The sequence below is a fragment of the Polyangium spumosum genome, from assembly GCF_009649845.1.
Taxonomy (GTDB): Bacteria; Myxococcota_A; Polyangia; order Polyangiales; family Polyangiaceae; genus Polyangium; species Polyangium spumosum.
In genome coordinates, this window is record NZ_WJIE01000012.1 from 21968 (window position 1) to 37445 (window position 15478).

Here is a 15478-nt window from a genome sequence, read left to right on the forward strand (position 1 = left end):
GCCGTTGATGTTCCGCTGGTCCTTGCTACCGGGGTTCGAGCTGGTCGTCTTCCGCCTCGGCGGTCGGGTCGACGCCTTCTACACGCTCTGGGGAGGACGAGTAAGGAGTGGTGCTGCGGGCCAGTCATCGCGAGAAGATGGAACTGACCCGCGAACGGTGGGGAGTAGCGTTCACACACCGCGAGGCTTGAGGGGCGATCCCGACGGGGCTGGGCGCGCCACCATGCTTGGCCCACGTCGTTCCCGAACGACTTGACGTGCGAGGGAACGGCTAGCTCCCCGAAAGGTTGTCTGCTTGGGCTCTGGAAAGTTACGCTTGCGTTTCAGCGTCGTCGATGAACGCGTCTTGTGGGGGTGTGACCATGGTGTCGGCCGCAGGCTTAAAATAGCGGGGCGTGGTTCTGTCTCCGGTACACCACGCGTCGGGTTGCCTTGCCGAGGACATAACCATGGTAAGGGTCCACAAGGCTGACAGCCCAGTGCAATGGGACTTGGTACCCCCAGTCAAGCGCCTGTCTATGCTCATAAGGGAGCGCAGATCGCGGGAAGTGGAATCGAACCATACCGCTGTCGTCGTTCGTGGTTGGAACGATTATCCGCGTTTCTGTGCCGACTTCTACCCGGGATTCGTCGAGCAATCGACACTTTAGGAGCATTGGGACCCCCGTTCGCCGGGCTGCAACCACCTCAACGTCTGCTGCATAGCCACGTGCATGCGGACGAATAGATAGCGCGCCCCGGCCGATCGGCGCGTGCGCGTGGCTGAGCAGCATGGGGAAATCGCCGCTCAGGTTCCTACAGTCAGGGTGCGCGTCGTTTGGCCACCGTGAAAGGAGATGCGCCCTCGCAAGGTAGAAGGCTTCGGAATCAGAAACCCATCGATGATCTCTGCCGCGAAGCGAACCCTTGCCTCGATGAAGGGCCTCGAGCAGTGCCCAGGTGAAGTGGCCCATGCGAATGCTCCCGCCTTCTGCCGAGAGTTCGTCGGACCTCGCTGCACAGAGCACGCGGGTGCCAGGCAATGCTGCCGCCAGGACCTCAGCCCATGATTCCTGAAGGTCTCCTACCCCCCCTACTTCGACCAACCCGCCATACGCTCCGGAGTGGCATGCATCCAGGATGACGAGCCTCGCGCGCGCCGGCAGGTTCGCGAGCGCGGCATGGAGTTCCCAATACTCCAACATGCCGTCAGCAAGCGCCAGGCCGTCCTCGCTCCCGTGGCCAGAAAAGTAGAAGAGCAAGTAGTCGGTGCCGCGTTGGGCGTAGGCTTGGAGGACACGGAGCACGTTCCCGCGCGTTGCTCGTGCCCCGAGCAAGAGCTTTGAGTTCTCCTCGTCGGCTGGTCCTAGCGCCCCTGTGAAGGTACGGAAAATCGCCTGCGCATCGGACTCGGCGAACGAAAGGGGCGTCTGCCCAATCGAGTTATTTACGCCGCACACGACGGCGCGATACACGAAGGCCCTGTTCTGCACGATCCCTCCCGTCGTCGCGGTTGAGAGGGAACAAATGAGCACTGCCTGTCCGCCTGTCAAGGGCGGCAGGTGGAGGCGTACCGCGAGCGTCAGCGCCGCCCGCTCAGGGGCAGGGCATCCTCGAGCGGCACGCGCTCTTCTCCCGGTTCGTGCGGGGTGAGGTCGCGTTCGCCGAGTTCGTCGAGCAGTGGAGGGTCTGGTACAGGGAGTACGCCGCGTGGTGCGACCGCGTCACCATCGACGCCTTCCGGCAAGCCGCGTGATCCACGCGGGAACGGGACATCGGGCCCGTTCTTTTAGCCCCGCGGCTCGATCTTCTCTGAAAGGGCTTCCACCACAACGTGGTGACGTTCCACCGGTAGGTTCGTCCTCCGCAAACATTCATCAGGCGGCGGGATAAGAACAATGAGGAGAACTCCTCACCATCGTTGAAACGTCTCCGCGCCTGCGTGGCGCGCGTTCTGCGCGTCACGGGGCAAGGGCCTCCGTGTGCGCGCTCCATGGAGGACCCCGTGACGACCACGATTCCGAAGAACATTCGCCAGGAGTTCGAGAAGAAGATCCGGCGCGGCATCTTCAACCCCGTCGCGCGCTTCTTGCACGAGAACATCCGTGAGGAGCGCATGCAGGAGGCCCTCGGCTTTACATGGGGGCTCTACAAGCGCCATGCCGAGGCGGGCGACATCCTCGACGATGCCCTGCTCGTGCATGCTTGCCGCCTCCGCGCCATCGACCTGAGCCGCCATCTCGCGTGTGGCGATCGGACCCAGCGGCTGAAGGACGTATTCGACCAGCGCAATTACAACCGCCGCCGCGTCGAGGTCCTGGGCTTCGGCGAGTACGTCGCGGAGTTCGAGGACAACCCGCAGATCGATAACCAGGAGTCGAACGCGGATGTCGGCAGGGCGCGGCCCCGCAGCCTGAACCCGACGGGTCGGATCATCAGCGCCATCAGCTTGAACGAGTGGCTGGAGACGCTCTGCCCGAGGGACCGCCAGCTCATCGAGCTGCGCGCCGCTGGGCATGACCTCGACGAGATCGGCAGCACGCTCGGCATGGGCAGGGTCGCTGTCTGCCGCAGGGTCAAGGAGCTCGGCGAGCTCTTGGCCGAGCATGCCGGCATGCCGGATGCTGTCCATCGCAGGCAGCTCAAGCGCGCGAAAGCGAGCGAGGAGCCTGCACCGGAGAGCGGCGTCCGGGCGAAGATGCGGGGCCGGCCCAGGAAGACGCCGGCTCTGGACTCCGTCAAGAGGGACCGGCCCTCTCGGTGGGCACGGCGCGCGGCATGATGCCGCGCAGAACGGGTTCGTCCCGTTCTCATAGCTCCGGGTTCCAGCGCGAGGCGGGCACGCTGGTCCCTGGTCGTACGTGGCCCGTCCTGGGACCGATCAACTCCATCGAGTTGGTGTACGGAAGGCTTCGATCAGCATGAACAAGCCGCGCTTCACCGAGACGCAGGGCCGCTACCTGGCCTTCCTCCACGCCTACACGTCCGTCCATGGGCACGCCCCCTCCGAGGCGGAGATGCAGAAGCACTTCCAAGTGAGCGCCCCGTCCGTACACCGGATGGTCGTCCCGCGCGAGCAGCGAGGGCTGATCGCGCGGGAGCCGGGAGTGGCCCGCTCGATCCGGGTGCTCGTGTCGACGGCGGAACTACCGCCACTCAAGGGCATCGAGTCGGGGGCGCGTGGACGAAGCCCCAGTGGCTCGGCCGACGATCCCCAGGATCGCGTAGCGGTCGTGGAGCAGACGGGGCGCGAGGTGGTGAAGGCCATGCTCGCGCGGGCGATCGACCTCGACATCGACGACGCGGATAGCCTGCCGCTGATCGCTGCGGCAGCAGGCGCGATCGAGAAGATGCTGCGTGCGGCTGGTACCGCGCCACGAGGCGCGCGTCTGGTTCGGGAGCGGGTGCTCGACGCGGCCGAGAACGAGTACCTGCGCCTGTGCCGCGATCAGGGCGAGGAAGCGGACCCCGAGGAAGACGCTGCGAGGTTCCGGGAGCTGCTCGAGCCCAAGGGTGGGCGCGGATGAAGGCGCCAGAAAGGAAAGGCGCGGACAAACCCGGGTCGACATGGGGCTGGACGCCGCCTACAGGATAGGGGATGGGTTTGCCCATGCTCGATCTCTCGCCGATGCGTACGGATCGCCTTCTTCTCACCACCACAACGGGCGAACCGTTCCAACCGGTCCGGCTGTACTACACGATCCCCGGCAAGCCGTTCGTCACCAGGGTTCTTTCGCAACTCCGCTGCATGGAGGAGAACCGAGAAAGTGGCCTTTGGGGATGGCTCTACACGGCGGAAGCCACGGCGCTGACGTTTGGCCGGACGCATGCGGAATTGCCAGCCCATCTTGAACCCGTGTTGCTCGGGGTCTTCCGCTTTCCGAAGCAGGGAGGCATGACGCTGCAAGTCCGGTCGTTCTCGCGCGCCATCGAGGCCGCGCGCTTCTTCGGCCCCATCCTCGGTCCTCGGGTCGTTGCGCGCCGGGCTCGGCTCATGAACCGCTTCTTCGGCGCGGACGAGCTGACCGACGACCTCGACTCGCTCGATCGCCACCTCGATCAGAACGTCACCGTGATCGATCCTCGCGCATTCGAAGAGCAGATGGATCGATACCTCGCGGGCACGAAGACGCCGGAGGAGCGGCGTCGCGCGTTCGAGCGATATCACGAGGACAAGCGCCGCGAACGTCGTGACGTGCCCCTCGTCGAGGACTTCCCCCTCGCCCCGGAGGAGGAGACACCGGACTTCACGCACCTCTCGATGACGCTGCGGCTACGCGAAATTCGCGCATACGAGCACTGGAATGGCAACACGCACGTGATCCTGCGGGACATCATCGAGCGGCTTGCCGAGCAGGTCGACCTCGATCCAGGGGCTCGAGACCGAGATTGAAGGGATGGCCTGCGCGCCGCTCTCTGCGCGGGGCGCAGCGCGCGAGGATGTGCTTCCACCCGTTTCGTGCCCGTGCGGCCTCGCGGAGAATATCGACGAGCTCGTCAAGGTCCACACGCTCATCGTCGGGCATAAACGTCTGCGCGTACTCCTCGACCATCGCTGGGCGATCCTTGATCTTCGGGCAGAGCTCGACCACGCGGCTGAACGCCTCGCAGCCGTACGCGAACGTCTCCCTCTTTCGGAACTCGATCTCGAGCAGCCACTCGCGGCGTCGCGTCTCGCGCAGGCCCACGGTGATCCGCTTGCAGTTATGGAACACGTGCGCCGCCTCGTGGACGATGAAGTCGTCGAATCGACCGGTCTCGGTGAAGTAGTCGAGCGATACGAAGCAGGTGGTCTCCGAGCTGAGCCCGACGAGCCTCGGCGCGTCCTCGGCGAGGAGGTCGGCGCCGAGGCTGCCGAGGTAGAGGTTGGCGAGGTCCCACGCGGTGTGGAGCCACGTGCAGCCGAGCAAGATGGCCTCGACGCGCTCGGGGGTGAGGAAAACGACGGAACGCTCGAGCAAGCGGAGCATCACGTCCTGCTCCACCTTCGGGAAGAGCCCACGCACCATGGGCTCGACCTTGACGCGGGTGAAGGAGGTGAGGTCGATGGCCGGCATCTCTGCGGAGGGACGGCGTCCCGCCGCGCGCCGAGAAACCTCGTCGACGAGCGCCCGCTTCAGGTCTTGGCACGCCCGGCGCTCGCGCTCGATGACGTCGCCGGACCAGTCGAAGAAGTACGGATCATGGTCGCCGGTGCGGAGGTAGTGCTCGATGGCTGCGGACGTGGGCACGCCGGCATCCTGCCACAGGCTTCTGCGCGGCTGGGAGATCACGCCGAACAAGGACAAGGACGTCTGCCACATGCCGTGCTCGTTTGCGGCGGCGAAGGAGGCTAGGTCGCAGTTCGGCCCTCACTCTGGATGGGGTCGAGATCGGCCCGACCGAGAGACTTCTCCTTTGATCTCATGCAGGTAGGCGGTTCGGCCGCGGTCCGAGATTCGGCCCCACCCCCCATATCATCGGCGGTCGAACGGCAAAACCAACTGCCGATTCCCGGTAGCACCATACGGCCGGCGAGCAGAAGAGCTACTTCGCGGCCGGTCAGAACAGGGCACTCCGATCAGCCAAAAGTGACGTCATTCCAAAAGGTTAGGAGGAGCGTGCCAACGCACGAGAAGAGCTCAAGGGGTTGACCGCCGAGATCAGGATCGGAGATGTCCGCGTGAATCTGCTGGACGTTGCCGACTCCCACGCATGTCTCGGCCGCCGCCTCCTCCTGCAAGACGTCCGGCTACATCGTCCGCGCCGAGCCCCGGGCCCGTGTCCGTCGCATAGCACGGACCAGGGTGCTTCTGCCGGCGCCCCCCACCGTCTCGAGTGCCAAGAGGACGACGGCAGGCACTGGCGGGGCTCCAGAGCCAACCTTCGCGAGGAGCCACCACCATACGCGGCCCGCGCCGATCCGAGCCCTCCGGAGAACGAAACCTCGGTTCTGCAGCCAGTTGTCGAGTCTGACCGGGGTCGGCGGTCCGGCGGGGATGGAACAATTTGGGTGCCTAATTCCCGAGGGAGTCATAGGGACGACGCACAGAAGATGCGAGCGCCCCACGCCGGCTTCTGCCCCGAAAGGTCGAACAGATTCGCGAGGTTCAGTGTACTCTGGCGCGGGTTGCAAGTAGGAGGGGTGTTGAACGCCACCCCCAGCTTTCTCCATCGTGGAGGTGGGCACCGGGGCGGGCGGCGAGCGGCGGTGTCTGGGCCGCCCACAGCCCGTCCTTGCCCTTCTACTTCTCCCAGCGTGACATCACCTTCGGCTCGACCACGATCGGCACCGAGGGCACGTACTTCTTCATCCCGGCGATCATGCAGTCGCGCATGAGCTCCTTGACCTCCTCGGCATGTTCTTCAGGGGCTTCCACAAGCAGCTCGTCATGCACGGCGAGGATCATCTGCGCCCCGAGGCGCTTGAGGTGGGGGGCGAGGAGCACCATCGCCTGCTTCATGCCATCGGCTGCAGTACCCTGAATGGGGAAGGCCAGGCGCGCGTTGTATTCTTCATCGGGATCGAAGTAGTACGAGACCCGGCCGCTCCTGGTGCGTAGCTCGCCCGGCATCTCCTCGGCCATCTTCTTCTGCCACGCGGCGATTCCCGCGTAGTTCTGCAAGAACATGTGCTTGAACTGCGCCGCCTGCTCTGGCCTGAGGTCCACGTTGTAGTTCTTCTTCGCGTACGCGATGAGCTTGTTCACGCCCATCCCGAACGAGCCGCCGAAGTTGACGGGCTTTGCCCGGTTGCGCTGCTCGTCGGTGACCTGGTTCTCGAGCACGTTCATCAACAGCGACGCCGTGTGTCGGTGCGGGTCCCCGTCGCTCTTCCCGAACACCTCCTTGAGCTTCTCGTCCACCGTCTGGTCTGCGAGCACGCGCAGCTCGATCGCGTTGTAATCCCCGACGACCAGCTTCTTGCCCGGGGGAGCCTGGATGCACGAGCGCACCTGCTTGTCGCGCGGCAGGCCGAGCAGGTTCGGCTGCCGAGCGCTGAACCTGCCTGTAACGGCACCTATCTGTTTCAACGTCGCATGCACGCGCCCATCCTCGGAACGGCTGAAGGCCCGCAACACGCCGTTGCCGGCGCCCGTGACGAAGCCGTTCTTGCGCCGGTAGAGGACAAGCTGCTGGGCTACGGGGAGGTACATGTACGTCGAAAGAGCTTCACCGCTTGTGCCCGCGACCTGGAGACCGAGCCCGTGGAGAGCCGCGAGAATGTCATCGTTGTTATCGAGATCCTTTACGCCCAGCATGGTAACGAGGTTCTTCTTGAGCTCCGTGGCCTCGCTTGTCCACATGTTGACGAGCCGCTCCCATTCGACTCGGTTGATGGGCATGCCGTACGCCTCCATGTGGGCGACGATGGGGAGGACCGCAAACTCGAGCACGGCAGCTTCTTCGAGGCGCTCTTCTTGGAGATCCTGCTGGAAGATGTCCGCGAGATGCAGAACATCCCGCGCCTTCTGCGCGAGCTCATCGCGTAGCTCGGGGCTGGGCGTCATCCACCAATTAATGTTCTTCTGGACAATCTTCTTACCGAACGCGAGCTCACACGCGCGCTCGAAGGAGAAGTACTTGTCGTTCTTGAGGTGCCTGCCGCCATCGAGCAGCCGCCATGCGATGGCCGTGTCCACGACCGTGCCCGGCATGAAGCCGAGGTGGTACTGCAACTGCGCGAGCGCGCCCTTGAGGTCGTGGCCGACGACCGTCACCTGGCAGAGGGCATCGGCGACAGGGCCGAGCTGCTCTCCGCCGAACATGTGAAACACCCGCGCCTGGCCATCGGGCAGGGCGACGGTGATGATGACAGGACCCTCGGTGAGGTCGGAACCCGTCGAATGGACGACCAGGCCGACGCGGCCTGCGCGGAGGATGGCCTCCGCCAGGGTGCTCGGCCCGGCTTGACCAGATGACCAGATCTTTTGGGGGGAGAGAGCCTCCCCAAAGGAGGACGCGGACGACGCGGCCCCAGTCGCAGCGTCGGACCCCATGGAGGACCCCTCCCCCCCGAAACATCCGGTCATCTGGTCAGAGTGAGGCTGGTTACTATCGTTCCACCACAGAACCCCGGGGATTGAGCGGGTTTCGCGAGTGGCTGCCCCTTCGCTCGCCTGCCCAGATCGATCTGGACACGACCCGGGCATCTGGACAGCCAGGGCCAGCGGAGGGGGCGAACTCGCAGCCGTGAGGGGCGCAGAGCCGTTCATGTTCTCCGCCGGGCTCCGGATGGGGCGCCAGAGCGAGGGGAGATCAAGCCCGTCATCACCCCCCTCGCACAGGGCCTCGCCATCATCGTCGGGCCCAGGCTCGCCGCCACCAGGACCGGGCCCTCCGTCACCCGACCCGTCCGGGTCCGGCTCCCCCCGCAGCTTGGCGAGGTCGATCTTCAGCACGCGCTCTCGCTCGCCGTCGCCATCGACGTCGAGCCGGTGGGTCGGCTCCTTTCCCTTCCCATACGGGAGAATGAGCCCCTCTTCCACCATGCGGCTCCAGAGGCCGTACTGCTGCAGCGGCGTGCCTTCGTTCATCGACTTCAGCGCCTTGTTGACCGCCTCGAAGGCGGCGTCGGGCAGGAGGTAGGCGTGCGTCTTGTCCTTCCAGCCCACTGGCTCTGCGTCGTCGCTACTGGCCGATGTCAGCGGCATGCCCAGCGACTTCAACGCCACCTTGCGCCGGAGCAGCAGATCGCGCAGCACCTCCAGGAAGCGACGGCCGGGGTTGGACTGCTCCGTCGCACTCACTTGCTCGCGATAGTTCGCCAACAGCGCGCCGCGGGCCTCCTCGATGTAGTGCATGGCATCCTCGGCGCTCATCACGCCGAGATCTTTTGCAAACTGGGTGAAGTAGTAGGCGCCGACGAGCAGGTGCGCCATCGCGGCCGGAGCCCGCAGATGGCCGTACTCCTGCTGCATCTCCTCACGGAACTCCCGGAACTTCTTCGCCACCTCGAGCTTGAGCTGCTCCATTCTTGGGGCGAGCCACTGGATGTACGCGACCATCGCGTGAGGCAGGCGATGCGCCTTGGCTTGCAGCTTCGTCAGCTCGTCGAGGTCGATGTCCTCCTTCTTCATGCGAAGGGCGATGAGCCTTGCCTGAATTGACTCTCCCTTTGGCAGGTCTTCGCCCGTGCTCAGGACGAGTGCTCGGCATGGACGATCAGAGCGCGCAGTGCAATCCGACTTGAGGCGACCACGCGCGCTCCCGTTCCCGATGTTGCGAAGGACCTGGGCGCCTTTCTTGTGCATCTCGTCCGTCGCGTCCGCGGTCTTCGGCGCGAAGTCGTCGATCGTGACGAGCGCGTCCTTCATCCGATGGAGATAAAGCTCGATCGCGTTTGGCGTCGAGCCCCAGCTCACGGGCAGCGATGCATGATCGAAGTCTCCCCAGTGGCGTTGCGCGAGCGCAGCCAGCGAGCTCTTCATGCTGCCGCTCTTGCCGTACAACGCGAGCGCCGCGTCGCAATAGTACAAGTCTTGAAGCGGCGCGCGGTAAACCGCGCAGTGCAAGGGCAGCGTGACGCGCGTGTCGGCGGTCTTGAGAAAAGCGAGCGAGATCTTCACTGCCTCTGCCGGGTCCTCGGCGAACTCGGGGAGGCTGTACCGGCGAAAGGGCCCCTCGAGATCAACCGAGACATCGGGCGCCCCAACGGCGCCGCCGGCATGCAGGTAGAGTTTGTCGCGCCATCCAGTGTGCTGGTAGGTGACCTTATCATTCGGGTTTGAGCCTGCCTTGATGGCCGCGCGCAGCGCACCCCTCGGATTGTTGTGGTAGACGTTCACTCGAGCCCCCCAATACTTGCTGGGCCACAGCTCCGTCTCGAACTCCTCGGGCGTGATCCGCACGCGCGGCAGGGGGGCTCCGGAGGCGAGTTCGCCCTCGAGGACGAAGACCCGCTTCTTCTCGGAGCCATCGTCGAGGGTCTCTTCCTCGACAATCTGCGCAGAGAAGTTGCAGAGCGCCCGGACATAGTCGGTGACGCCATCCGGCCGGGTTACAAGGCAGAGCGACCCTTCGAGCTCGGTATAGCTGAAGTCCTCCACTACCATTCCCTCGTGCTTGCGCTGCTTGGCCCTCTTCTCGACCTCCTTTATGGCACGTCGAATGTCCGTCTCTTTGACGCCGTGCTTGCGCAGCAGCGCTGTGACCCTCTTCTCCACCGCGGCCCCCCGCTCCTTGACCGTGAACAAGAAGGGCATGTCACCGAGGAGAGCAATCGCCTGGTCGTCCGAGATGCTCTCCAAGCGCAAGATAGGGTCTGCGGGGACGGCCGCCGCAATCACCGCCTTGATCGCATCGGGGCCGTGAGTCGCCACCACGTAGTCGTCTGGGCCTTGATCGCCACCATCCTCGCGGGGCGGGAGCGCTGCCACCATGACCCTCGCGCCATTCTGCTCCAGCGCGATCGCAAGCCGCGCTTCTGCGCGAGCAACATTTAGGTTCCACGCCCGGCCGGCGTCGAACACAATAATGACCACGCGCCGGTAGAGCGCGATGGCCTTCCACGACGCGTTCAGGCGTAGGTCCTTCGTGAGCGTCGAGTAGATCCCGCCGAGCCCGATCGTCGCAAGACCATGGTCTTGGAGGCAAAGCGCCTTAATTGGTCCCTCGACCACGTGCAGCGGACTGTCGCCCTCGCGCTCGCAGTTCGGCGGGATGTAGATGGGGATGTCCTTGCCCTTCGGAACCAGGAAACGCGGCTCGCCTTGGTCAAGCCGGATGCGCCCATAGTCGGCCTCGTTCGGGTACGGGATGAACAGACCCGAAGAGGAGAGCGTCTGCGCAAACCCCAACCGCTTCGCGCCTTCCTCCGCGGAGAGAGCGCGCAAGCCAGCCTCAGCGGCCAACCCCGGAGCGACGCCGCGTGCCTCTAGATATTGGATGTGATGGGGCTCGAAGGGCAGCACCTGCGCGCACCCGGCATTGGTTTCCGTAGAAGCGTGTGCTAGATTCATGACCATCTCCTGGATGGCTCCATCCGCGGCCTGGCAGACCTGGCGGGTGGAGCCGTTCTTTTCTCAACGATCGTTCGTGTTCTTCCGACGCCGCGGCGCCGTGTTCACAATTCGCTCGATCCCGCGCCGCACGTGCTCCGCGGCCGGACCGAGGTCCACAAGGTGGCTCACGCACCGCTCCCCCGAGCCCGGGGCCGACTTCTTCGTCGACTTGTCGAACAAGACAATTCTTTGCCCATCGGTCCAGATGGCCGCGTTCACCAGCTCTCGGAGCTCGGGGAACCCGCGGCCCCGCTGCACGTAGCGCAAGACGCCGACCATCATCCGCACGCGGATGCCCGCCTTCGTCAACTCTCGCGCGAGCCGGAGTGCGAGTAGATCTCGAGCCGTGAAACGGCGCGGAGAGCCGCGCCCCTGACCTCCTCCGGCGCTGGGCTTCAAGAGCCCGCTGCGCAGAAGTTCATCCAGTTTCCGGTAACGTAATCCGGAGATCCGGACCGCGTGGCCTGCCGTGTAGGTATCCATGGTCGGGATTGCAGCACGACGGATCCACGAAAGAGAAGCCCACCCCCCTCAGCGGTTCTTCACGCCGTATCACCGAGTAACCATCGGTGCACCAAACGGCTTGTTCCATGCTGAAAGAAGAACGTGCGTGAGAAGTAGGGAAGAAGTACACGCGAGAGTATGTCTGAACAAACCACTCGAGGGCCTCGCCGTTGCCCTCTGCTCTGGGCTGTACAGCAATGTTTCGTCGGGAGGGTAAACTCCTCCCAGCAGAGCGCGTACCTGGCGTCCCGCCGCAGCTCCTCGCCGAGGGCGGGTACGTCAAACAAGACGGCGTGTTCTTGATCCCGACTGGACGGAAGATCTTCGATCCGACCAGGTTCTACTTACCCATCGAGGTCAGAGACCACCTGGGACAAACCACGAAGATCGGCTACGACATCCACAACCTACTCGTGGTCTCGGTCGTCGATCCCCTGGACAATGAGATCACGGCGGAGAACGACTACCGCACGATGTCCCCGGTCCTGGTCACCGACCAGAACAAGAACCGCACCGCGGTAGAGCTCGAGGCGTTCGGGCTGGTCGTGGCCTGGCCACGGCGGTCATGGGCAAGGTCGGCACGGGTGAAGGGGACACGCTCGCGGAGCCGACCACCACGTTCGGGTACGATCTCGAGCGCCGGTGGAAGGACAAGAAGCCGAACGTCGTCCACGTCGCGGCGCGTGAGCGGCATGGGGACCCCGGCACGCCCTGGCAGCACAGCTACACCTACCGAGATGACCTCGGACGCGCAAACGGCTGTTGCATCCGGGTGAGTTTCGTGGCCACGATTCGCCCCCATGGCTCGCCCGCCCCGCTCGCATTCCGCTTCCCTCGCTTGGTTCAAGGTGCGCGTCACCGAGGAGGAGAAGATGCGAATCTCGGCTCTCGCCCAGAAGAAGGGCGCGACGGCCTCGGACCTCTTCCGCGCGTGGCTCGCCGCGGAGGACGCGGCCAGCGCAGCCGCCGGTTTCGTGGCCACAAAAAGAACACCGAGTTCCGTGGCCACGGAACCCACTGCCACCGCGCGCGAACGTCCTGGTGTCGAGCCGAAGTTCCGCTCGCGCTGGTCCCCCCGGCATGTCTGGACGCTGCACCGGGTTCCTGGGCGTCTCGACGACGTGCCGCTGGCCGTCGAGCGCCGCGTCCTTTCGGATGATGAAGGGATCGAGGTGGAGACCCCGGCTGGGTCGATGCGCGTGAGCACGAAAGAACTCGCCGAGGAGGGCGTTTCCCGAGGTCTCGGAGCCCTCAGGACGGATGACCAATACAACCCGATGTCGCTCGAGCAGGCGGTCTTGGTCTACGACCATCCGCCAACCCGAGAAGAGCGAGCGGAGTGGCTCCGGCGGCGACACCTCGAGCAGGCGCTGCTGAAGTCGCCCCCCAAGCATATCTGGATCTCGCGCCCCGGAGTTCGGCCTGGCGCGCCCGACCAGGTGACGCGCTGCTCCGCGCGGAGAGCGATCGGGCACGTCATTGGCGACTGCGTGTATCGATACGACCTCGAGGTCCGACGGCCAGGGGAGGACTGGGCGAGCGAGACAATCGACATGATGGCGCTCGCCGTGGAAGGCAAAGCCCGGTTCGGACGCGGTGATAATGCTGAGACGGCGTACCTCAAGAAGCCAAGCCTCGACGATCTGCGCGCAGCGAGCGCAGAGAGGGCACGGAAAGCTGCTGAAGAGGCACGGTTCAAAGAGCGCATGGGAGACTTCTTCAATGGCTTCTCCCGCACGGAGGCAGCGCCAGCCCCGGGGCTTGCCGCATTACGCGAGCTCGGCCTCGATGGTTCGGCCAACGTCGAGGATGTCCGCCGTGCCTACCGGACTCGGGTGAAGTCCCAGCACCCCGACAAGGGCGGGACGGGCGACATGGGACGGCTGGTCGAGCTCCGGGATCGCGCCTGCGCCTACGTGCAAGCCCGGGTCACCTGACTGGGTCGGCCGCAAACGGTGAAACGGTGGGCCCCGCACTCGAGACTGCACCCCAGGCACATGGCCTTACCAAACCCGGCGCAGCAGGCCGGTCTGCGTGGCATCACCGTTTCACCGTTTGCAGGTCGCCGGTCAGGGGCAACGACGCCGCCGACGGACGTATCCCGGACTGGCATCCGGCCACGAGACGTCGTCGAGCAGCCCCTGCCACACGTCGCTCAGGCCGCTCCGCGGGACTGGCCACAACCACTGGACCTTGCCCTCGATCATCCGCTGGGTCCGGAAGTCACCATCAACCCCGGCTCTCGCGGCGAGTGCCCGCCCGAGGGTCTTCCTGCCAAGAGAGGCGCACCTGCGCTTGGCGTGGAGCAGCTGATCGGACACCCAACGTGTGATGATGTCCGGCTGCAGGTAGATCTTTTCGCGATCATAAGCGCCGACGAGCTTTCCCCTCGCGTCGGGCGGCGCGGCGCGGCCCGTGGGCAAGCGCGCGAGCCGGATCTCCCCGACGCAAAGACCACGCGCGATCTCGGCGAGCACAACCTCGTCGATGGCCTCTTCGCGGACCCGGCGTGCGTGCTCGCGCATGATCTCCGGCAGGCGCAGGCGAAAGCCCACCATGAACTCCTGCCAGGGTCCGGTGATTTCTGGATTTCCGACGAAGGTAACGTTGAAGAAGTCGGTGACGATGTTCAAGGCAATCACGACCGTGGCGAGGTTCTCGGCGGCGCGACTCTCAGAGCTGCCGAGCTCCAATGCCAGGGCACGCATCGCATCTCGCTGTGCAGACCAGTACATCTCCGGCAGGGCCGACAAGAAAGCCAGGTACGCGGCGTAGGTGTGCGGCATCGCGTGCCGTTGCTCGGGGGCGATCTCGAGCAGGCGTGCCACATCGATGTCCCGGGCGGTGACCTCCACGATGCGGCCTGCGATTGCTGCATCGTCGTCAATGCTCTGCTCGCCCGTCGCTAAGAGCAGCGCGACGAGCTGGAATGCACGCGTGACGCGGGCGCCTCCTGCTGATAACCCCGTCCGGCCCCGGCCGGATCCATCGCCCAGGGCGAGCACGAGCCTGCGGAACGTCTCGCGGGCCTCCCCGTCGGTCTCGCGAAAGTCATCGATGATTACGGGCAGATCGCGGTAGGCGTGCAGGGCCTGCTCGAGCGACGTGAAGGTCGACATCCAGGTCGCCACACAACCGGGTTGCTGATCGAAGCGTCCGAGCAGACCGCATGCGCTGCGTACGAGCGTCGTCTTGCCGCGCTGCGAGGGCCCGACCACCAGGGTGGCAAAGCCTCGCGCTGCCAGATGGTCCTCGCCTCGAAAGATCGGCGCCGCGAAGACGGTGCCCACGACCGGCGCGATCACCTCGATGGGCGCGGACGCGCACACCTCAAGCAACGCCAGTGCACCCTCGCGCGCCGCGCGAAGGTCCAAAACCGATGGGATCTCCCACAGCCGCGCGCCGGGCAGCTCGCTGACATGCTGCAGGTCCACAACGTCGGTGCCGGGGAGGGCGAAGGTTTTGTCGGGTAACCACCCACACTGCCGCACGCGTACGACGGTCTCGAAGCGCGGCGACCTGAAGGCCGAGGCCGCGAGTGCCACGTCGCGCCTGCGAACGACGGAGGCACGAGCAAGGTCGCTCGGGACCCCGCGTAGAAGGGCGGACGTAACATCGCCGCTTGACCCCGCGGGTTCGAGCGTGACGGTGTGCTGCTGCCCAGTCGGGAGTGTGTAGCGCACCACAAGACGCCGCTCTCGCCGCTCATGGTGGTCGAGATCCAAGATCGTGACGATTTCCGCGATAGGCTCCGCCACGAACCCGCACACGACTTGCGCGGAGCTCGTCTTGTCGACCTTGTACGTGACGCCGCCGTCGGCGAAGTAGCCTTTGGGCTCGATGGACGACGGGAATGGCTCGAAGTCGGACTCCTCCCAGGGACGCTCGGCCTCCTCTTCTTCCCCTTCCCCTTCCCCTTCCCCTTCGTGCGGTGCCCCAGGCTGGGCCGGTTCGGGTTCTGCATCGGGCGCGATCGCCCCATCCGACCTGCGTAGAGCGAGATCAGCAGGCAT

9 protein-coding genes are annotated in these 15478 nt (G+C 65.1%); 4 read left to right on the forward strand and 5 right to left on the reverse strand.

All coding sequences use genetic code 11. The features are described 5' to 3' along the window. Positions 1 to 380: 380 nt before the first annotated feature. Positions 381 to 1514 carry a caspase family protein gene (locus GF068_RS47455; RefSeq protein WP_420814137.1) on the reverse strand — a complete coding sequence of 378 codons (1134 nt, stop codon included), beginning with the start codon at positions 1512 to 1514 and terminating at the stop codon, positions 381 to 383. Between the two features lie 470 nt (positions 1515 to 1984). Here GF068_RS47455 and GF068_RS32020 point away from each other — a divergent pair, with 470 nt between their 5' ends. The 3 genes from GF068_RS32020 (at position 1985) to GF068_RS32030 (ending at position 4372) form a co-directional block, all read left to right on the forward strand. Continuing rightward, positions 1985 to 2761 carry a hypothetical protein gene (locus tag GF068_RS32020; protein WP_153823324.1) on the forward strand — a complete coding sequence of 259 codons (777 nt, stop codon included), beginning with the start codon at positions 1985 to 1987 and terminating at the stop codon, positions 2759 to 2761. Positions 2762 to 2900: 139 nt separating this feature from the next. Next, positions 2901 to 3506, forward strand: coding sequence for a LexA family protein (locus GF068_RS32025; protein ID WP_153823325.1), 606 nt, complete (start codon positions 2901 to 2903; stop codon positions 3504 to 3506). Between the two features lie 368 nt (positions 3507 to 3874). Beyond that, entirely contained in the window at positions 3875 to 4372 is a 498-nt protein-coding gene (locus GF068_RS32030; RefSeq protein ID WP_153823326.1) for a hypothetical protein, read from the forward strand. Here the strand turns inward: GF068_RS32030 and GF068_RS32035 are convergent. The 3 genes from GF068_RS32035 to GF068_RS46560 all read right to left on the reverse strand — a co-directional run bounded on the left by GF068_RS32035 (position 4314) and on the right by GF068_RS46560 (position 11444). Continuing rightward, the gene (locus tag GF068_RS32035; protein ID WP_153823327.1) at positions 4314 to 5210 is read right to left on the reverse strand and encodes a hypothetical protein; all 897 of its coding nucleotides are present in this window, start codon (positions 5208 to 5210) and stop codon (positions 4314 to 4316) included. The two genes, GF068_RS32030 and GF068_RS32035, sit on opposite strands and share 59 nt — an antisense overlap. A 993-nt stretch (positions 5211 to 6203) precedes the next feature. Continuing rightward, a complete protein-coding gene (locus tag GF068_RS32040) occupies positions 6204 to 10919 on the reverse strand; it encodes a DNA polymerase (RefSeq protein WP_170319802.1) in 4716 nt (1571 codons plus the stop codon). A 63-nt stretch (positions 10920 to 10982) separates the two neighbouring features. Beyond that, complete coding sequence (locus GF068_RS46560; protein WP_153823329.1) at positions 10983 to 11444, reverse strand: MerR family transcriptional regulator; 462 nt, start codon at positions 11442 to 11444, stop codon at positions 10983 to 10985. 821 nt (positions 11445 to 12265) lie between these two features. Between GF068_RS46560 and GF068_RS32050 the strand changes: the two genes are divergently transcribed. Further along, positions 12266 to 13402 (forward strand): hypothetical protein, encoded by a 1137-nt coding sequence (locus GF068_RS32050; RefSeq protein WP_153823330.1) that lies wholly within the window; start codon positions 12266 to 12268, stop codon positions 13400 to 13402. A gap of 132 nt (positions 13403 to 13534) precedes the next feature. Here GF068_RS32050 and GF068_RS32055 read toward each other — a convergent pair whose 3' ends face one another. Further along, entirely contained in the window at positions 13535 to 15478 is a 1944-nt protein-coding gene (locus tag GF068_RS32055) for a DUF927 domain-containing protein (protein ID WP_153823331.1), read from the reverse strand.